The organism is Polaromonas sp. JS666 (genome assembly GCF_000013865.1).
Classification (GTDB): domain Bacteria; phylum Pseudomonadota; class Gammaproteobacteria; order Burkholderiales; family Burkholderiaceae_C; genus Polaromonas.
On sequence record NC_007948.1, the window covers coordinates 4183565 to 4203584 of the forward strand.

General features: G+C 52.8%; 16 protein-coding genes. 6 read left to right on the forward strand and 10 right to left on the reverse strand.

Annotation, left to right across the window (positions count from 1 at the left end; all coding sequences use genetic code 11):
• Positions 1 to 2 precede the first annotated feature (2 nt).
• From BPRO_RS19925 to BPRO_RS19970, 10 genes are all read right to left on the reverse strand, one after another.
• Entirely contained in the window at positions 3 to 1088 is a 1086-nt protein-coding gene (locus BPRO_RS19925) for a glycosyltransferase family 4 protein (protein WP_011484873.1), read from the reverse strand.
• Positions 1089 to 1090: 2 nt separating this feature from the next.
• A complete protein-coding gene (locus tag BPRO_RS19930) occupies positions 1091 to 2020 on the reverse strand; it encodes a glycosyltransferase family 2 protein (RefSeq protein ID WP_041390082.1) in 930 nt (309 codons plus the stop codon).
• A 67-nt stretch (positions 2021 to 2087) separates the two neighbouring features.
• Positions 2088 to 3359: a class I SAM-dependent methyltransferase gene (locus BPRO_RS19935; RefSeq protein ID WP_198140951.1), complete on the reverse strand. Its 1272-nt coding sequence runs from the start codon at positions 3357 to 3359 to the stop codon at positions 2088 to 2090.
• Positions 3360 to 3427: 68 nt separating this feature from the next.
• Positions 3428 to 4489 (reverse strand): glycosyltransferase family 2 protein, encoded by a 1062-nt coding sequence (locus BPRO_RS19940; protein WP_011484876.1) that lies wholly within the window; start codon positions 4487 to 4489, stop codon positions 3428 to 3430.
• Positions 4486 to 5490, reverse strand: a complete 1005-nt coding sequence (locus BPRO_RS19945) for a glycosyltransferase family 2 protein (RefSeq protein ID WP_011484877.1) — start codon at positions 5488 to 5490, stop codon at positions 4486 to 4488. The genes BPRO_RS19940 and BPRO_RS19945 overlap by 4 nt, the downstream gene beginning before the upstream one ends.
• Positions 5491 to 5600: 110 nt before the next feature.
• On the reverse strand, positions 5601 to 6371 hold the full coding sequence (locus BPRO_RS19950; RefSeq protein ID WP_011484878.1) for an FkbM family methyltransferase: 771 nt from the start codon (positions 6369 to 6371) through the stop codon (positions 5601 to 5603).
• A gap of 30 nt (positions 6372 to 6401) precedes the next feature.
• A complete protein-coding gene (locus BPRO_RS19955) occupies positions 6402 to 7895 on the reverse strand; it encodes an oligosaccharide flippase family protein (RefSeq protein WP_011484879.1) in 1494 nt (497 codons plus the stop codon).
• 159 nt (positions 7896 to 8054) lie between these two features.
• Entirely contained in the window at positions 8055 to 9164 is a 1110-nt protein-coding gene (locus BPRO_RS19960) for an NAD-dependent epimerase/dehydratase family protein (protein ID WP_011484880.1), read from the reverse strand.
• Positions 9165 to 9285: 121 nt separating this feature from the next.
• A complete protein-coding gene (gene tviB / locus BPRO_RS19965; RefSeq protein WP_011484881.1) occupies positions 9286 to 10566 on the reverse strand; it encodes a Vi polysaccharide biosynthesis UDP-N-acetylglucosamine C-6 dehydrogenase TviB in 1281 nt (426 codons plus the stop codon).
• Between the two features lie 342 nt (positions 10567 to 10908).
• Positions 10909 to 12015: an MraY family glycosyltransferase gene (locus BPRO_RS19970; RefSeq protein WP_011484882.1), complete on the reverse strand. Its 1107-nt coding sequence runs from the start codon at positions 12013 to 12015 to the stop codon at positions 10909 to 10911.
• A gap of 130 nt (positions 12016 to 12145) precedes the next feature.
• Between BPRO_RS19970 and BPRO_RS19975 the strand changes: the two genes are divergently transcribed.
• The 6 genes from BPRO_RS19975 (at position 12146) to BPRO_RS20000 (ending at position 20020) form a co-directional block, all read left to right on the forward strand.
• Positions 12146 to 13576, forward strand: a complete 1431-nt coding sequence (locus BPRO_RS19975; protein ID WP_011484883.1) for a mannose-1-phosphate guanylyltransferase/mannose-6-phosphate isomerase — start codon at positions 12146 to 12148, stop codon at positions 13574 to 13576.
• 93 nt (positions 13577 to 13669) lie between these two features.
• Positions 13670 to 14665 carry a GDP-L-fucose synthase family protein gene (locus tag BPRO_RS19980; RefSeq protein WP_011484884.1) on the forward strand — a complete coding sequence of 332 codons (996 nt, stop codon included), beginning with the start codon at positions 13670 to 13672 and terminating at the stop codon, positions 14663 to 14665.
• Positions 14666 to 14811: 146 nt separating this feature from the next.
• Positions 14812 to 16782 carry a glycosyltransferase gene (locus tag BPRO_RS19985; protein ID WP_011484885.1) on the forward strand — a complete coding sequence of 657 codons (1971 nt, stop codon included), beginning with the start codon at positions 14812 to 14814 and terminating at the stop codon, positions 16780 to 16782.
• Positions 16783 to 16830: 48 nt separating this feature from the next.
• Positions 16831 to 17661: an ABC transporter permease gene (locus tag BPRO_RS19990; protein ID WP_011484886.1), complete on the forward strand. Its 831-nt coding sequence runs from the start codon at positions 16831 to 16833 to the stop codon at positions 17659 to 17661.
• Positions 17651 to 19024 carry an ABC transporter ATP-binding protein gene (locus BPRO_RS19995; RefSeq protein ID WP_011484887.1) on the forward strand — a complete coding sequence of 458 codons (1374 nt, stop codon included), beginning with the start codon at positions 17651 to 17653 and terminating at the stop codon, positions 19022 to 19024. The genes BPRO_RS19990 and BPRO_RS19995 overlap by 11 nt, the downstream gene beginning before the upstream one ends.
• 12 nt (positions 19025 to 19036) lie before the next feature.
• Positions 19037 to 20020: a methyltransferase domain-containing protein gene (locus BPRO_RS20000; protein ID WP_011484888.1), complete on the forward strand. Its 984-nt coding sequence runs from the start codon at positions 19037 to 19039 to the stop codon at positions 20018 to 20020.

The following is a 20020-nucleotide window of genomic DNA, read 5'->3' on the forward strand; positions in this document are numbered from 1 at the left end:
GCTCAGCGCCCCCCACCTGAGATATGCAGCAACTTTGCCATCCGCGGCCCGGTTTGCTGAATGCAATAGCAACGCTCCACCAACTGGCGACCGGCCAGGCCCATTTGAGCGCGCAAAGACTGGTTTTCCAGCAACTTGCCGAGCGCCGCTACCCACTCGTCGGGTGTGCTGGCCAGAAAACCGTTCTCGCCATCCTGCACAATCTCGGAATTAACCCCCACGTTGGACGCCACAACCGGCAACCCACAGGCCATGTACTGAATCAGCTTGTAGCCGCACTTGCCCCGCTCCCAAAAGGAATCCAGCAAGGGCATCACGCCCACGTCGCAGGTGCCGATGTTTTCAACTTCAGTGGCTTCGGACCATGGCAGCACCTCCACCTGCACACCGGGCAGTTCCACCGCACCGCCACCAATAATCCGGAGTACATACGCATGACGCTCTGCCAACGCCCGCAAAGGTTCGTGGAGCACCTGCAGGTAGTGCACTGTGGCCGGTGAGCCAATCCATACGATGCGCGGCAGCTTATCGGCTGCGGGCACCCCTGCCTGGCTTTTCGGCATGTAGGCATAGCGGTCTAAATCGATCACCGTGGGTACCACCTCCACCCGTGGGGCCCCCGCATCGCGCGCGCGCTGCGCCAGGTAATGGTTGCCGCTTACCACCAGGGTCGCCCCGGCCATCAGCTTGTCCAGCCGCCGGCCAAACAGTCGCCTGACCCAGGAATTCGGGTGCTGGTCATAGTTGTGAAAAATGGCGTCGTCGTAGTCCAGCACATACGGAACACCGCGCAACAACGCAAGTTCCAGCCACAAAGGCAGCCAGGGCAAGGCCTCCTTTTCAATCCACAGCACATCAAAGTGACGGCGTTGCAGCAGGGTTTTCCAACGGCCTGCATAGGCCCGCAACAGCGGCCACAGGCCGTAGCTGCCGCGCTGGTAGCGCGCCAGCAGCAGTTCGTCAGACAGTAACGGCTGCGCCGTGATCTGTACGCCCTCTTGCTGCAGCCAGGGCAGGTACTGCGCGAACCGCAGCCGCGACGATGCCCCCATGCGGCCGTATTTGGGTAGCGCCAGTACCTTGATCATCTTCAACGGGTAACCCCTTTGAACACCCACTGCGGCAGCCAGCGCCACAGCAGACCGTAGGCGGCCCAAGTCTCTTTCAACCCCGACCATGAACGCCGCAGCAGAGCCAGAACCGATCGGGACCACGGCTCCACCAAAAGCGTGGCCAACAACACCCCCACAGCCCCCAGCCACGAGAAATGCTTGAACGCGTACAACAAACGGCTGCGCAGCGAATAAAACAAGCGGCGCGCTTTCACTTGATTGGATGTACCGCCGCCCGCATGAAAAGCCTGCATATCGGCCAAATACACGCTGCGCCATCCGGCCCGCCGGGCACGACAAGAAAAGTCCAGATCCTCCAGATAGACGAAAAAACGCTCGTCAAATCCACCCAAGGCTTCAAACAAGGCGCGCCGGACCAGAAAGAAAGCGCCAATCACGTGATCCACTTCGCGGGTTTGTGCATGGTCCCACTCGGCCATGAAGTGGCCCAGTCGAGGAAAAATACGATCCAGTCCCACTGCGTGCGTGACAAATCCGAGCGCTGAGGGAAAGCGTGTGCAGCTGCGCGATATGTGGCCGGCTTCATCCAGTAATTGCACCCCGCATATGCCTACGCTGGCGTTGGCAGGGTCTTGCATATAAGACAACGCCTTGGGCAAAGTGTCTGCATATAACGCAGCATCGGGATTGAGGAACAACAGGTATTCGCTATCGGCGTTCTGCGAGCCCAGATTGCAGGCCTTGCCGAACCCCAGATTGGCGCCTGCGTGAATCACGGTAACACTGGACAAGCTTTCAATATTGCGGTCCGATCCATCTACTGAGCCGTTGTCCACCACGATTATTTTTTTTACCACTGTGGCGGCGTGTTGAACGACAGAGTCAACACATGCGCGGAGTTGCCAACCTGCATTCCAATTGACAATGATCACATCAATGGAGTTCACTGCCAATGATTCTCAGAGAAAGCATGTTTGTGCGGTCACCCTCTGCAATTTCAATGCGAATCCAGATTCATTTATTTGCCGCCCTGACCGAAAGCGCTGGAAGAGGAAACACCAGATTCTGCGCAGCAAGCATCCTGGAATTTTCAAAGAATTTCCTGAAATGCCATGGCAATACGATCAAGTAATGAGGCTGTCTCGCCAAAAGCTCTTTCTCGGAAATAATTGGAATCCAGGTGCCCGGTGTATAGCATCCGAATTTCTCTGAATTTACCTCGCCTACATAGGGAATCTCAGTGGCCGTGAGGCCGCAATACTGAAGCAAGACGTTGCCTTTGGTAGAGGCACCGAGCGCTGCGATCGTTTTACCCTCTGCCTTGGCAGACTCAATAAAGTTCAGTAAATCCTGCTTCGATTGAGAAACACGATCTGCGAAAGCCTTGAAGGGCGCCAGCGTATCAAGTCCGCTCGCGCGCTCATCATCCAATATTTTTTGAACAGCAGGTTCAGTGGCGTCGTCAGCAGACGACTTGCGCACAGTCACTGAAAAGCTACCGCCATTCACATCGTTAAATTCAACATCGATGATCTTGAAGCCCACCTTGTCTGTCATCCATTTGATCTGACGCAAAGCATAGAACTCCAAGTGTTCATGGCACACGGTGTCATAAGAATTGGTGGCCAGCATGGTGGGCATGTAGCTTTGCTCAAAAACCCATATCCCGTCATCCGCCAGCACCTCATGAATCTCACGCATGAAGTCTATCGGCGCCTCCAGGTCATAGAACATGGAGAAGGATGTCACTACTTTTGCCTTTTTCCCGGAAAAGCGCTCCTTTAACAATTGAGCCGAGAAAAACTCAGGGATAAGCTGAACGTGCGCAGGGTAATAGGTGTGAAACTTGACACCTGTTGGGTCAATACCCACCAGATCAAGCTCTTGTGGGTAGGCCGCCAAGGTAGTGCCGTCGTTGCTACCAATGTCGACAACCAGGTCACCCGGCTTCAGGGAAACCAGTTCCTGAATGTGCGCTACCTTGCCATGAAGATGCGCCACCATGCTCGCATTGAGACCAGAGCGGTAACCATAGTTCTCGCCATACATCTCTCCCGAGTCATAAGAGTGCTCCAGCTGTACCAGGCCGCATGTGTGATCCCCCCCCATGCATTTCACCAAGCGCAACGGCCCCACTGTGAGTTTTTCCCCCTTTTCCTTCGGGAACACTCCAGTCAGCATCTGCTCTCCCAGATCGATCAAGAGCTCCAAATTCTCATTGCCACAAATTCTGCACTTGGTAACTTTCTTGTACATAGCAAGTCCTTTATCTTCAAACCAGTTCACTACACAACATCTGCGCGACACCTGCAAATCGGCACCCTCGCCCTCCACGCTGGCAACCAGCACAGTCTCTACGAGCGCGGCACGCCCATTAAACGAGCAAGAACCCTTGTCGCCCAATTTGCGTGGGGGCTTCGAACAAGGTTATACATTCCAGTACGGGTGTTTTTTCTGTTTATTACACAATAAACAGCAGAAATAAAATTCGAAAGTACAGCCGGGCATATTGCAATGGCGTATGCCCTGATGGCTTTCAACCCCGTCATCGAAATCGATAAAAATCTCGAATATTCGTTAACTGAATAGCCACCGATGGCTCGGTACAAGAACAGTTTCTTGCCTTCAAGATAAGGCCTTCGGGGGCAGACCAGCCGCTTACTCTCATCGGATATGCCCTGGAAAGACCATACCAATTCCGGCCACTTGAACATCCATATCTCAAAACCACGTGCAGTCCACATCGCGTTGCCATATCGAATTTTTATCAAGGGATCTGCAATTACCCTGACCGCTCGAATGGGAGGCGATTGAAAGATCACCCCGAAATGCACAAAGAGTGTTCCATAGTAGGAAACACGGTCACGCCCCAACCAGAACGCACGCCTGACAATTACCCCGCCAATAAATGATAAATAGCTCCCGACTTCAGCAAAAAGACTTTCATGCTTACCTTCGATATATTCATTGTCCCTTGCGATATTAAGTAGTCGCGGCTCCAGGATTTCTGAAAAGTCTACGTTGCAGACTTCTGAATTAACTACAACAAGGTCAAGCCCATCTTTGAGCGCATCAAGGATCCGCGAAACAGCGTTTGGCACGATCAAGTCGTCATCGGTCATCAGCCAGCAATACTCACCATTAGCATAGTTGACCGTCTTGTCGTAGTCTTGATCGACACCAGAGTTGACCTCTTCGCGATAGTAGCGAATATGGGGATGCTGAGATACATATGCAGCCATAACTTCAGATGTATTGTCGGGCGACGCTCCATCCACAACAACCAACTCCACATCTTGAGTTAGCTGAGGAAGGATTGAGTCGAGCGTCATCGCAATGAATGGCCCACGGTTGTAAGTGGCAATACAAATGGATAGCTTGACAGGCTGGATTTTAGGCGCAAGCAATTCTCTCACCTCGCGAACTGCCTTTTAAGCCAGGATCCGGCGGCCAAAACCTGAACCGGGGCAATTTTGTATGCATTGCGGTTAAAGAAGTTACGCCAGCCTGGATCAGAGTAATGCAGCGCAACAATCCTATCCAGAACAGCTCTATCTTCCACCTCAGGATTTTGCGCAGCTCTCAACTTGGCAACAAGCAAAATTTTCAACGGAATATCAAATCGCAACACCCGCCTGATGTGAAACGCCTCTTCCGAGTCGACACCAAATATGGTATTACCAATATGTTGGAAAGCTTCAATCCCAATTCTACAGCGATTAACAATTCCGCGATCCAAAAAGGAATCGTTTCCGCCGCGCTTAAAAAGCAGCTTTTCAGACAAATAACTAACTTTTATCCCGTCAGGGACGGAAGCCAGCAGTCGCCCAGCAACCACCCAGCACGTCCCATAAAAAGAGGCGGGTATTTTCACACGATCCCATACATCTTTTCTAAAAATAGGGATTGATAAAAAACTAAAAAACGCCTCACTGGTTCTGGCCATTCTAAAATATTTTCTTTTTTGCTGACTATCTGCAAGATCAAATGTTGCCGGGCCACACGTATTATTTAATGGTGGGTACTCGCAAATCGGCTTCATCTGAAAACTGCACAACACATGCTCGCAAACATATATTTCATGATGCGATCTTATCGCCTGGAGTACTTTCTTTACTGCACCGGGCATCATAATATCGTCTGCTGAAAATAGCCAACAATATTGACCGTGGGCAAGACTGATCACCTTTTCAATATCCGCATCAATTCCACCCCGAAAATCTTGATGGTAATATGTCAACTGCTTGTGATGCTGCATTCTGACAGCTACAACGTCGCCCGTGTCGTCCGTGGAACCACCATCCAGGACAACAACCTCCACCTCATCGGAAACCTGCGGCAGCAAGCTATCCAGCGTCTCGCCAATAAAGCCTCCGAAGTTGTAGGTTGGAATACAAATTGAAAGACGCATTACCATGCAATCAGATGTTTCTATTGATATGAGGGGCTCGTCGCAGCAGACATGAGGTCGCGAATTAATTATTGATGGCCAGCCGCATCAATCCAAGACGGGTGCAGCCTGAGCGGTTAATTTAGTATCAATTTCTTGAAGACCATAACGCCGGGAATGCGTTTTATACGAGACTTGACCCGCTCTTTTATCGAAGTCAGATTATATTTAATCCTGCTTCGCAAGGTCACAAGTGCCCTATTGCCTCCATGCGCGTACCAGTCATTTACTCCAGTTCGCATAAATGGGATGTAGCCGAATTTTCTCAGATAGTTACAAACTCTAATATCTTCAAAATTCGAATTATCCTCCAATATAATTATTGTTGGTCGCCAATTTTCAATTGAAAATCCATTCAGCACCGCCACTTCATGCCCTTCCACATCAATGGAAATAAAATGGATTACACCATCTATCTTCAGATCTTCCAGTATTTTATCGAGTGTCTGGGTTTTAACCTTCACATCCTCATACGTGAATCCATACAACCTGATTTTTTCTAGCGCCTCTTGTTCGGAGCTTATTGTGGACACTCCATGTGCCCTCTCCGCGCCACTAGCCACATGAAGAATAGCCTCGCCCTCCCGATCGGAAGCAGCCAATTCCACAAGCTTAGCGTCTCTTGAATTGCGAATTGATTGACACAGCACGGGGTTGGGCTCAATCAGAATACAACTCCAACCAAGCTTTTCAAAAAACAACGATGTGCTGTCATTAACCCCATCATTTGCCCCTACCTCAATGCATAAACCTTTATCTACCTGACTAAAGATTTTTGAAAGAATTTTATCTTCGCCGAACTGCGAATAGTAAATAGGACCTTGCTTTACGTGTTTTGCATCATTCATGAAGTGGCATTGCCTCTCTTGATTTTCTCTTCAAGTTTTTTTGAATATACCAAAAAAAATAGTCTTCGATTTTTCTGGCAGAGTAAAAATGGAAATAACGACTACCACGAGAGATAGCCCCATCAAATAAATTAATTTCACCAAGAAAGAGTATTCCGCATCGCTGACGGCGTAATGCCCTGTCAGGCCAGCCAGGACAGAGAGTGCAAACGGTATACCGACGTCGTGGAAAAGCCATTGAGTTCCAGTTCCTTTTAGCAGGTGGCGATGTGTCATCCACGTTCCCAATAACAGGTACGACACGTGTAATACAAGCCATGCCATAGCACCGCCTAGCGCCCCATATTGCAGTGAAAAACCAATAATCAAAGGGACCATCACTGTCATCAGGATAGTATTGATTGTCAGCGCCAGCCTCGGCATTCCAAAAGCCAATTGCAGTGCATATGGGAAATACATGGTTCCGTGCACGGCCGAACCCAAAGCCATTAAAGCCATTATTGGTGCTACGCTTGATGCTATAGTCGGATTACCTGTCCAAACCAGCACCAAATCCTCTGCGAAAATGGCCAATACCATGGCGATAGGGAAAAGCACCGTTGCGAGCATACGCGTTCCCAATCGGTATAGATTGATCAGTTCCCCGATCTCACCATTAACGACCAGTGCGGAAAAACGAGGATAAATGACATTGAACAGGGGGGTGATAAAAACCTGCAAACCAGTTACAACCACCATAGCCAGCATGTAGTGGCCAAACTCTTCCAATCCCAACGTTTTGCTGAGTATCACCTTGTCTAACTGCGTAATGACCAGTGCCGTCAGTCCAATGCCGCTCATATTGGCAGTAAACCGCCATACGCTTTTCAACTTATCAATATCAAAACTTATTTTTTTAACTTTTCCAATTATTCGCCAGGCAGCCCCGCGTATTGCTACTGCATAAACCAGACCCATGCAAGCCTGCCATACAAAAAATGCCTCAATGGTGGGCGAGACAAGAGCAAGCACTGCCACCGCCCCCACGCTTCCAGCTGTGGTCATGACAATATTGATGCCACTCAGTACCGTCAAACGTTCCGCGCCAATCAGCGCCCCCTGATACAAGCCGATCGGCCAGCGGCAGGCCACCACCAGTCCCATTAACACCACTGCATGTGAGACTGTTTGCGCCGAGAGTTGTCTGGACTGGATCCAGTATTGCGCAATCCATGGCGCGACCGCCGCGATCAGCACGGCGATTGCCACAGCCATCGCCCAGTAAACCATGGCCAACGTATGCAACAGTGTCCCTGATTCCTGCAAATTTCCAGAGGCTGAATATCTCGCAACCTCCCGGTTGATGGTCGGAGCCATACCCATGTCAAGGAGTTGAAGCAACGCCTGGGTCGTCAGAAAAAACCCAATTAGACCGTAGGCTTCTATTCCGAGATATTTGAGATAAAAAGGAACAACCGTCAAGCCAACCAGCGCTGACCAAGCCGAACTGGCAATCCCCGCCAGCAGATTGCGGCCCAGTTTCACACGAGATTACTCATGTTGAATATTTGAATGGTAATCATGGGTTTTATCAACTCTTCTTATCAATTCATTTCGCTCAGTTAATTTTAGGCCTTCTCGTGCCATTTCCACGAAAAGTTCTTCCAATGTATAAGGCGTACTGTTGGCCCATGACGCAGATGATCATGATGAAACCTTGCAGTTCTGGACATACCAAGGAATCGCCAACTGCAATCCCTGGTCTATGCGATGGGTAGGGGCGTAACCCAGCATCCGATGGGCCTTGCCGATGTCGGCCAGGCTGTTACGCACGTCGCCCGCACGGAAATCCCGATACTTGGGCTCGGTACTGACAGGCACGCCACGTGCAATCAAGTTGTCACGTATCAGGCCAAACAGGGTGTTCAGCGTAGTGCGATCACCCACGGCCACGTTGTACACCTGGTTGGTAGGAGAGCCCTCACCCCCGCCCTCTTCCAGGGGGAGAGGGAGATCACTCACGGTCGCCGCCAACAGGTTGGCTTGCACCGCGTTGGCCACGTAGCAGAAGTCCCGGCTGGTTTCACCATCGCCGTTGATGAACACGTCTTCCCCTTTCATCATCGCTGCGGTCCATTTCGGGATCACAGCGGCATAGGCCCCACTGGGATTTTGCCGTGCACCAAACACATTGAAGTAGCGCAAACCTATGGTGTTAAAGCCGTAGCAGCGGGCAAATACCTCGGCATACAGCTCGTTCACATATTTGGTCACCGCATAGGGGCTGAGCGGTTTGCCGATGGTGTGCTCTACCTTGGGCAGAGCCGGGTGATCCCCGTAGGTGCTGCTGCTGGCGGCGTAGGTAAAGCTTTTGACCCCGGCGTCGCGTGCGGCCACCAGCATGTTCAGGAAACCCGTGATGTTGGCGGCGTTGGTGGTGATGGGATCGGCCAGTGACCGGGGCACGCTGCCCAGGGCTGCCTGGTGAAGGACGTAGTCGACGGGAGAGCCCTCACCCCTACCGTCTTCCGTGGGGAGAGGGGGCCAAGACATGGCACGCTGGCAATCGGGCAGGTTACGGATGTCGCCCTCAATGAAGTGGAAATTGGCCCACTGCTCAGGAGAGACCAGCGTTTGCACTTCGTCCAGGTTGCGCTGGTAGCCGGTGGCAAAGTTGTCCAGTCCGACCACGCGCTGGCCCAGCTTGAGCAGAGCTTCCAGCAGATTGCTGCCAATAAAGCCGGCAACCCCAGTGACGAGCCAGGCACGGGGCTCGCTCTTCAGGCGAATCTGGAGTTGTTCGTATGCGGTCATTTCTACTATGATTTTGATAGCTACCTGCACTCAAATGGAAAGGGCAGAAAGCATTTTTCACTCGCTATTTGCCCACGGATTGACCACTGGACCAGGCAAATTATGGACGTGGCGCGCGTTTTCATAACCGCAGGTCGCTCTCAGACGCCGTCAGCACGTACTTCAGGTCAAACAACACGTGCTCGGGCTTACCCAAGGCACGAAAGGCAGCGGCGCCCATGGCCTTGAACTGCTCGTGCGCCACGGCGACGATGATGGCGTCGTAAGTTCCGCCTTCAGGCTGCCGCACCGGGGTGATGCCGTATTCGAGCTGCGCCTCTTCGACCGAAACCCAGGGGTCGTGCACATCGGCTTGCACGTCGTAGTCGGTGAGCTCCCGCACGATGTCTACCACGCGGGTGTTGCGCAGGTCTGGGCAGTTTTCCTTGAAGGCCAGGCCCATCACCAGCACGCGGGCGCCCCGCACGTGGATGCGGCGCTTTGTCATGGCCTTGACGAGCTGGGTGACCACGTAGGCGCCCATGCTGTCGTTCAGGCGGCGGCCGGCGAGGATGATTTCGGGGTGATAGCCAATGGCCTCGGCCTTGTGCGTGAGGTAGTACGGGTCCACGCCAATGCAGTGCCCGCCCACCAGGCCGGGGCGGAATGGCAAAAAGTTCCACTTGGTGCCTGCCGCCTGCAGCACGGCTTCGGTGTCTATGCCGAGCCTGTTGAAAATAAGCGCCAGTTCATTAATGAGCGCGATGTTGACATCACGCTGGGTGTTCTCAATCACCTTGGCCGCCTCGGCCACCCTGATGCTGGGGGCCTTGTGGGTGCCAACAGTCACGATTTCGTTGTAGAGCGCATCCACCAGGTCGGCCACCTCGGGGGTGGAGCCGGACGTGACTTTTTTGATGGTGGTAACGCGATGGGTCTTGTCACCCGGGTTCACGCGCTCCGGCGAATAGCCTGCAAAAAAATCGACATTGAATTTCAGCCCCGAGTACTGCTCCAGCACGGGCACGCAGTCCTCCTCGGTAGCGCCGGGGTAGACGGTAGATTCGTAAATGACGATGTCGCCCTTCTTCAGCACCTTGCCTATGGTGGTACTGGCCTTGATGAGGGGCGTCAGATCGGGGCGTTTGTATTCGTCGATGGGGGTGGGCACGGTGACGATGAACAGGTCACAGCCTTGCAGGGCGGCGGGGTCGGTGGTGTACTGCAGGTGCACGGCCTTGCGCATTTGCTCGGGCTCCACCTCCAGCGTGTGGTCTTGCCCTGCCTGAAGTTCGGCCACCCGAGCAGCGCTGATGTCAAAGCCCACAACCTTGCGTTTTTTACCAAACTCAACGGCCAGGGGCAGGCCTACGTAGCCCAGGCCGATGATGGCGACAGTGCGGGCAAGAGAAGTACTTTGCATAGGAAGAATTTTTTATGACACTAAAAGTAGCCGTCAAGACATGCCGTTATACACAAGTCTGTTTTGCACCAGATCAAGCGCCTGCTGCTTTAGCTCCTTCACCCTAGGAATGGGGGCCGGCGAGGCAGGTCGAAAGGCACAGCAAGCGCACCTGCTTTGTCTGAAAGAAGTGCACAAAACCCCCATCCCCACCTTCCCCCCAAAGGCGGGAAGGAGTAAAACGGGTAGCCAGAACCTTCTGCAAGCCTGTTTTGCACCAGCCCATGTGCCTGTGGGTTTGGCTCCTTCACCCTCTGGGGGAAGGTTGGGATGGGGGCTTGGGCCTGGCAAGGCGAGCATGAGTTACCTACGGCGCAGCCAGCGAGGCACCTTGAAGCGGATGATGGCCACATAGGCGACCACATAACTCACCACAAACAAGGCACAAAACCCCATCAACACCGGCGTGTTGCTCCAGAACAGTACCGCGGGCACCACCGAAAGCAAGGTAAAGCTCCATAAATAGGGAGAGGTGCGGTTGTTCCGCATCAACATCCGCCGCGAGGCATCGTCATCAAACACACCCCGCACAATGCGCCGGTAAATCAGCTGGTGAAAATGCAGGGCATCAGCAACGCCCGGAGACACCCCACGCGCCAGCTTGCGGTAGATGGAAAACACCGTCTCCCACACCGGGTAGATCAGCAGCAGCATCGGAAACCACGGCGACACCGGCTCATGACGCTGCACCAGCAAAATACTGGCCACGGCAATCACCAACCCCCACAGGTAGGCGCCTCCGTCGCCGGCAAAAATCAACCCGCGCGGGTAATTCCAGAATAAAAACCCGGCCGTGGCCCCTGCCAGGCAAATCACCATGGCGGCGAGCTGCCTGTCGCCCAGCTGCAGTGCCACGTGGGCAATCGCCCCACACACCAGCAGGGCAACCGTGCCCGCCAGGCCGTTGTAGCCGTCAATGATGTTGAAGGCGTGCGGCAAGCCGCAGATGGCAAAAAACGCCAGTGCAATGCCTGCCCAAGGCATGGCAATGAGCCAGCCGTCTATACCTGGCAGGTCCAGCCTGTTAATTGAAAGCCCCAGCAATCCGCACGCCAATGCGGCAGACATGGCGGTCAAGCCAAGCCGGTAGCGGACCGAGAGGCGCTGCGTGACGTCCTCATACACGCCCCCCAGCACAGCCGGAAGCACCAAGACAGCCCAAGGCCAGACAAACGCCCAATCGACCTGGACGTTTAAACGCCCCCCAAAGGCGCCTGCAAAGGCAGCTGCCAGCCAGCCCGCAACTGCACCGGCCAACACACCCAAACCGCCCACCCGCGGCACATCACCCGCATGAAAGCGCTGAGGTTTGGAAGCGGAATAGCCCCGGGCATGCTGACGCGCGCCGCGAATGAAAAAAATGCCCAACAACACCGATACGGCAAAGCTTATAGAGATCAACAAAACCATGAACCATCACCTCCTTTTTTTGTTCTCAGCGCACCATGTAACTAATGCCGCGCCACATGTGTCAGATTGTTAGAACTACGCAATGCCCCCATGTAAAATCATTCCCCTTACAACAAGAGCTTAAGCAGGGATGAAACTAGTTTCTATCATTCTTTCAGGGGGTGCAGGTACCCGATTGTGGCCGGTATCGCGCCAGGCGCTGCCCAAGCCCTTCATGCATCTCGGCGGCAGCTCTTTGCTGCAGCAGGCCATTGAGCGGGGCCAGGCTTGCGGCACCGATGACAGCGTCATTGTGACCAATCAGGATTATCTGTTTCTGACGCGCAATGTCATCAAGCAACTGAGCGACCCGCCCAACGCCCGCTACCTTCTTGAGCCCAAAGGCCGCAACACCGCACCCGCCATCGCCCTGGCCGCCCTGGCCTGCACGCAGGAGCACGGGCCTGAAGCCGTCATGCTGGTGCTGCCCGCCGACCATTTGATTCCCGACACAGAGGCCTTTGTGGCCAGCGCGCTGGAGGCTGCACGGCAGGCACTGCAGGGCCAACTGGTGGTGTTTGGCATTTCACCCACCGCGCCAGAAACCGGGTTTGGCTATATCGAAGTAGAAAAAGTCAGCCGCCACACCCAGAAAGCCCTGCGTTTTGTAGAAAAGCCCGACCTGGCCACCGCACAGGGCTACCTGGCCACCGGCCGGTATTACTGGAACAGCGGCATGTTCTGCTTTACCGCGGGTACCATCCTGCAAGCACTCAAGGAGCACGCCCCCGAGGTGCTGGAGGCGGCAGAACACGCCTGGACCACCAGCAGCACGGAAAGTGGCGCCACCCAGTTTGACGCCCATGCCTTTGGCCTGCAGCCCGACATCAGCATTGACTACGCCGTGATGGAGCGCGCCAGCAACGTGACCCTGGTGCCCGCCAAATTTGGCTGGAGCGACGTAGGCACCTGGCCCGCGGTGGCCCAGGCTTACACAGCTGACACCAGTGGCAACACCTTTGTAGACGGCGAAGGCACGCAGTTCATCACGGTAGACACCACCGGCACCCACGTGCAAACAGACAGCCATACCGCCAAAGTAGTGGCCACTGTAGGTGTGCACGACCTGGTGATCGTGGACACGCCCGATGCCCTGCTGATCGCCCACAAAAGCGCAGCGCAAAAAGTCAAGGCCGTGGTTGACACGCTGAAGGAGCGCAAACACGAAAGCACTCAGCTGCCCGCTTCGGTCAATCGCCCTTGGGGCACTTACGCCACACTGAAAGAAGAAAGTGGCTACAAGGTCAAGCGCATCACGGTCAACCCGGGGCAATCGCTGAGCCTGCAGTACCACCACCAACGCGCCGAGCACTGGGTGGTGGTGCAAGGCACCGCCATCGTGCAGGTGGGCGATGAGGAGCACACCACCCTGCCCGGCCAGTACCGCTACATTCCTCTCAAGGAAAAGCACCGCTTGACCAACACCGGCGAAAATGAGCTGGTTCTGATAGAAGTGCAGTGCGGCGGCTACCTGGGCGAAGACGACATCGTGCGATTAGCTGACACCTACGGGCGCGCCTGAAAACATGGAATGATTGCCGCCGATCAAACGTAATCGAATGTCACAATTGGGCGTTAGCTTCGACAAAATGTAAATGTATTGGTGAATAGATTAATGATCAACATATCGGGATCAAGTCCTGCATACGAGGGGATTTCTTCGTTTGCAGGCAAAAAGACGTGGATAACCGGACATCGCGGAATGCTTGGATCTGCCCTGGTTCGCAGCTTTGCCAAAGAGGATGCCAATATATTGCTGACCTCTCGCCAGGAACTTGACTTGTCCGACCAAAGCGCCGTCTTCAATTGGGTCGACGAAAACCGGCCTGAGTTGATTTTTCACGTGGGTGCAAAGGTAGGGGGTATCCACGCCAACTCCACGCTTCCTGCCGATTTTCTGTACAGCAATTTGATGATTCAATCAAATGTCATCAATGCAGCGCATCTTTTTGGGGCGAAGAAACTGGTGTTCGTGGCATCAAATTGCACCTACCCAACAAAAACAGCACAGCCTATACCCGAAGAAGCGCTGATGACCGGCCCTCTCGACGAGAACATTCGCGCTTATGCCATCAGCAAAATCGCGGGCATTGAGATGTGCCGAGCCTATCGCAAGCAGTATGGCTCCAACTTTATCTCCGTAATTCCTCCCAATTTGTATGGTCCTGGTGATAACTATCACCCACAGCATAGCCACGTCGTTGCGGGCATTTTGCGCCGTACCCACGAGGCAAAGCTGGCCGGCAAATCAGAGTTTGTTGTTTGGGGTGACGGCACTCCGCGACGTGAATTGTTGCACGTGGACGACCTGGCTGATGCCATGAAGACCCTCATGGCTGCCCCCGTCACTCATGATCTGTACAACATTGGCTGCGGCCATGACTTGTCAATTGCGGAGCTGGCGACGCTGATTGCCGAAGTAGTCGACTTCAAGGGAAGCATCGTCTACGACAAATCCAAGCCAAATGGCACGATGAGAAAATTATTGGACAGCTCACGTATTCACTCTTTGGGCTGGCGTCCAAAAATAGATGAGAAGGCCGGCCTCAAGAGTGCCTACAGGGACTTCCTGACCCTTCTCGAAACACCGGAACTTGCCGGGCGGCTGTAATGTCCACGCTTGACGGCGGCGGGGCCGTACAAGGCAAATGAATTTCCGGTCAATTTCCGGTCGTATCACTGCAATGGGCTACTAACCTCCGCTTGAGATTAATAGCGCCTGTTCGTTTCTATAAATAATCATGGGAAAGTAATAGCATGGCTGAGAGTTTCGTTCTGCCCGGGGGGCTGATTGGTCGCTTTGCCGTGGTCAAGTTGTGGCCAGCGATCAAGACGGCAGAGGACGAATGCATAGCCCGGTTAAAAATCGCGGCAACTGCTCTTGGCCTGGATTGTGTCGAAGTTCATGCCAATGGCTCACTCTTGAGTGACCCGGATACCGTGATAACCAAAAAAGATGTTGATTTTGTTTTGCATCTTCATTACGACACGCCCAAATTCTATGATGCATTTTCATTTGTAGCCCTGTGGAACCCGACTCAGTTCTACCATGAGTGGGGCTATCAACGTACCTCGCGAAATTTGTTAACCCACGATGATTTCGTCAGTTGCAGTTCACCAGCAGCAGATGATCATGTAGGACGTATGGTGCGAAGTGCTGCAACACATCTTCCCGCACTATTTAACCTTTACCACTCCACGGCCGATATTGTCCATCCGCCCTCACTGGGTGACCACAAGCTCTTTTACGCGGGGATTAACTGGGAAGCCATTAGTGGTGGCAAATCCCGCCATCAGGACGTACTCAAGCGCCTCGACCAGGCCGGGCTCATTCGCATCTATGGCCCAACAATATTTCAGAACGTGAAAGTCTGGGATGGGTACGCCAACTACGTGCGAGAGATTCCGTTTGACGGGGTTTCCATGCTCGACGAAATAGCAAAGGCAGGTATTGCTCTGGTCTTATCCTCGCAAGCACACAAAAATTCAGAGCTGATGTCAAATCGACTGTTCGAAAGTGTGGCAGCCGGGGCATTGGTTATTTGCGACGAAAACAACTTTGCCAGAAGATTCTTTGGCGATTCCCTGCTCTATATTGACAGCCGCTGCTCCGTCGAGCAAATTTTTGAAGACATTCAAAAGCACCTGACTTGGGCAAAAGCGAATCCAGGTGAAGCGCTTTCCTTGATCAAAAAAGCGCAGGGGATTTTCAGGGAAAAATTCACGCTGAAGAAAAACCTGAGAGATCTTTATGCAGGCTTTCAAGACCGGAAAGCCAATTTACTAAAGAGACAAGGACTGGACGGCCAGGCACCACACATCAAGGTTGGCCTCTACCTTCTTCTGCCGGTGTATTCAGAGAAAGTTTTGCACGCACACGTCGCCAGCGTCGTGGCTCAGGAATACAAAGAGTTTTCACCGGTTCTGGTTATCGACAAAGCCTTCTCGACGCAGAATCGATCTGATATTGCGCAAGTCCTTGAAAAGGCATCGGTACCAATTGAGTTAATTGCGGTCGACTTCTTTAACTACGGATCTGTGGCCGACATCCAATACCCCCGTAAACTTGGTGCGGTTATTGCTGATGTGCTGAAAAACGCCCAGCAAGTAGAGGCCATCGTAGTTGTTGCACCCAATGAAGAGATTTTCTCAAATCACCTTCAGGTTCTTGCCTGCAGTTTGATACGCAACCCGGACGCAAACTGCGCGGCCACGGCTGCCATCATCAAACACGGAAACACCCCGGTGCACGGGATACATGAGCTATTGAACTTCGGCTTCCTCAATCCGGCTGCTCCACACGGCTATGCACGCTTTATTTTCCGGACTTCAGCGCTCCCTGCTGATCTGGGTATAGCCCTGCCTTATTTGGATAGAAAATCGCTGGCCGCCATGGTCGGTGAAAATGTTATCCATCAGGAAATTCCGGCAACACTGGTCATTGATGTAGGGCAAGAGTTCCCCAATGGCCCATGGGACGAAGGGCAGGAAAATGAGTTGATAGGAGACTTTGCTCCAAAGTCATTCACCATTTATAAAGGTTTCACCCGTGATTTGCCCTCGCTGGAACCTCGCATCGCAGCCCCTGCCCCGCCCCCTCCTTACCCAAGGCTCAGTTGGCGCTGGTTGTCCCACCAAGTCAGAGCGCTGCGCGCGGACGGTTTATTGGCGCGGTTCAGGGTTCTGAAAACCAGACTCGGGTTTGAACACGTTGACCATGCTGTTTAAACAGAAACAACATGGCTAAACGCTTTAGCTAAAGCCATCCAGTCAAATATGAATCCTCACGCCGCAAAACCAATCTCATTGGCCTCACTTGCTCGAAGCATGTGGAGCAACCGCCAGCTCATTTTGCAGATGACCAAGCGCGACGTGATAGGCCGCTACAAGGGCTCGGTCATGGGCGTGATGTGGTCGCTCTTCAATCCGCTATTTTTACTGCTCATATACACCTTTGTGTTCTCAGTGGTCTTCAAGGCCCGCTGGGGGACTGACCTTCATGAAAGCAAGTCTCAATTTGCCACTCTGTTGTTTGTTGGCATGATCGTGCACGGCTTGTTCGCGGAAACATTGAATCGTGCGCCAGGACTTATCCTGAGCAATGTCAGCTATGTGAAAAAGATCGTATTCCCGCTCGAGATTTTGCCCGTCGTGGCTGATGGTGCAGCATTATTTCACGCGATCGTCAGCGTGTTGGTTCTTCTGATCGCTTTTGTACTGCTCAATGGTTATCTACAATGGACCACTGTATTTTTGCCTTTGATACTCCTTCCACTGCTGGTCCTGATTTTAGGTGCTGCGTGGGCGCTGGCCTCGCTAGGGGTCTACCTTCGGGACGTCGCGCAGCCCATAGGCCTGATCATGACAGTGCTGCTTTTCGCCTCCCCGGTGTTTTATCCAATTACAGCCCTGCCTGAACGCATCCGGCCCTGGCTGATGCTGAATCCGCTCACCTTTGTTATTGAACAAGCCCGCGCCGTCTTGATTTTTGGGCAATTGCCAGATTGGGTGGGGCTGGCAGCCTATAGCCTTGTTTCCGTATTTATTGCTTGGGTAGGTTATGCCTGGTTCCAGAAAACCCGCAAAGGTTTTGCCAATGTCCTCTGACGATATTGCCATCACCGTTCAAGGCGTGTCCAAGCGCTATGAGCTTTACCACAAACCCAGTGACCAGCTTAAGCAGTTCCTGCTGCCGCGGCTTCAGCGTCTCACAGGGCAACCCCAGCACCATTACTTTCAGGAGTTTTGGGCACTGAAGGATGTTTCATTCGATATAAGAAGAGGTGAGGCCTTTGGCATCGTGGGCCGCAACGGTAGCGGTAAAAGCACGTTGCTCCAGATCATTACTGGGACTCTTTCGCCAACAACCGGAACCGTTTCCACGAGGGGGCGGGTGGCAGCCTTGCTTGAGTTGGGCTCTGGCTTCGACCCTGAATTCACCGGGCGTGAAAATATCTACATGAACGGGGCGCTACTGGGTTTTGATCGCCAGCAAATCGACCAGAAATTTGATGCCATCGCCGCGTTCGCCGACATAGGCTTGCACCTGGATCAGCCCATTAAGTCCTACTCAAGCGGAATGGTGGTCCGCCTTGCCATTGCCGTGCAGACTCAGGTCGAGCCCGACATACTTATTGTTGATGAAGCACTCGCTGTCGGCGATGCCCTATTTCAAAAACGCTGCTATCGACAGATCGACAAATTGCTGGATAACGGGTGCACCCTGCTTTTTGTGTCTCATGATCAGGAAATAGTACGGACGCTCACGAGCAGGGCAGTCTTTTTGAATGCGGGACTCCCGGTCAAATATGGCGCCACAACCGACGTTTTATTTGCGTACCGGGAATTTCTTCAGCAACAGGAAGAGGCCGCCTTCCTTGATCTCCAGGAAAGGTCCAAACAAGAGCTCTTGCCCCAACCCACCAAGAAATCTTATGGCAGGCGTGATGTTGAGATACTGGGTGTTGAAGTTCTTGCATCCGATAAAACTCGACAAAGTGTGTTTTATGCGGGTGACACCATAACGATTGCTATCGAATGCGTTTGCAATACAGATATTGAAAACCTCAATATTGCCTTTCGCATACTGAACAAGGAAGGCGTCAAGGTCACCACATGGGGGACATTGAATGAAGACATGCCCAACTTCCCCACCCATCTTCAAAGTACTTTTTGGAATAAGCACTTTTTCAAGGGCGACACATTTAAAGTGAACTTTACCGGCAGTTGCAATCTCAGCGCAAATCTGTACGAGATACAAGCGACCGTGACACGAGAGCACGACCAGTACTACGGCAATCAACAAGTGCTTCACTGGCTGGACGAAGCGAGCCACTTTACTGTGATCCTGAAAAACAAAGAATATGTTTTCGACGGAATTTGTGATTTAGGTTTAAGGTCAAGCGTGGAACTGGGAAGTAGCACTTCAACGGTTGAGCCACATCAACCCATAACGCCTTCTGCCTCCTGATAGCTGATTTATATGAAAATTTTCATTGATTCACTACTTCAACGACTTAAACGAGCACTTCGTGGCCGGCGGGCTGATCTGCCTGCCTTGGTAGTTACAACTGAAGAACGCTCCAGGACAATTGAGTCTCTTTTGCATACCGTTGAAGAACGCACTAGGACGTTGGAATATGTCGCACGACAGTCCATGTTTACCGTGAATCATCAAATCGATTTTCTTCAGAGGCTATATGTCGAGTCGATGCCTCGTCTGCTGAATTTAAATAATCGGCCCGCTTTTAATGCTGCTGGCATTCTCGAGTTAAAAACGGACTACCCGATTGCTTTGAGCAGTAACGACCATATAAATCCTGACTCGACAACCGAAGGAGTGTCCCGGCCAACGCTCTTCGTCCAAAACTGCATTGACGTATTGGGTAGCAATATCAAGAGCCTGGATCTTGGCACCGGGGCGGCCGGGCTGGTGTTTGAGTTTGCGATGAATGACGTGTTGGCTGTTGGCGTGGATGGATCAGATTTTTGCCGCACAAATCGGATCGGTTACTGGCCACTTCTGCCACACAACCTGTTTACCTGCGATATTACCAAGCCGTTCAGCTTTGTGTCGCGAGATACTCAAGCGGTGACTAACTTCGATGTCATCACGATGTGGGAGGTGCTGGAACACATTGCCGAGCAGGACCTTGCCGGTCTGCTCGTAAATATTGGGCGTCATTTGAATGAGCGTGGCTATTTTATTGGGTCCATCTCGCTCTTGGAGTACGTGGACAGCACCGGTAGCCCATACCATGTGACGCTCAAACCACGGGACTGGTGGAAGGCGAAGTTTATTGAGAGCGGCCTCGTTATGCTCGAAACCCACCCCTTCAATGAAAAATTGTTCTGTCGGGGAAACGGCCCGCGCTTTCAGGACTTCCATAACTACGCCCTAAATCCGAATGAGGGTTTCTTGTTCGTTGCGCAAAAGAGATCCGATAATGAACGGTTATCGGCTTGA

Coding starts and splice junctions, on each gene's coding strand:
- BPRO_RS19950 (WP_011484878.1), bottom strand. CDS start 6,371: ATGAATGATGCAAAACACGTAAAGCAAGGTCCTATTTACTATTCGCAG.
- BPRO_RS19975 (WP_011484883.1), top strand. CDS start 12,146: ATGAAACTAGTTTCTATCATTCTTTCAGGGGGTGCAGGTACCCGATTG.
- BPRO_RS19925 (WP_011484873.1), bottom strand. CDS start 1,088: ATGATCAAGGTACTGGCGCTACCCAAATACGGCCGCATGGGGGCATCG.
- BPRO_RS19970 (WP_011484882.1), bottom strand. CDS start 12,015: ATGGTTTTGTTGATCTCTATAAGCTTTGCCGTATCGGTGTTGTTGGGC.
- BPRO_RS20000 (WP_011484888.1), top strand. CDS start 19,037: ATGAAAATTTTCATTGATTCACTACTTCAACGACTTAAACGAGCACTT.
- tviB (WP_011484881.1), bottom strand. CDS start 10,566: ATGCAAAGTACTTCTCTTGCCCGCACTGTCGCCATCATCGGCCTGGGC.
- BPRO_RS19995 (WP_011484887.1), top strand. CDS start 17,651: ATGTCCTCTGACGATATTGCCATCACCGTTCAAGGCGTGTCCAAGCGC.
- BPRO_RS19945 (WP_011484877.1), bottom strand. CDS start 5,490: ATGGTAATGCGTCTTTCAATTTGTATTCCAACCTACAACTTCGGAGGC.
- BPRO_RS19960 (WP_011484880.1), bottom strand. CDS start 9,164: ATGACCGCATACGAACAACTCCAGATTCGCCTGAAGAGCGAGCCCCGT.
- BPRO_RS19990 (WP_011484886.1), top strand. CDS start 16,831: ATGAATCCTCACGCCGCAAAACCAATCTCATTGGCCTCACTTGCTCGA.
- BPRO_RS19980 (WP_011484884.1), top strand. CDS start 13,670: ATGATCAACATATCGGGATCAAGTCCTGCATACGAGGGGATTTCTTCG.
- BPRO_RS19985 (WP_011484885.1), top strand. CDS start 14,812: ATGGCTGAGAGTTTCGTTCTGCCCGGGGGGCTGATTGGTCGCTTTGCC.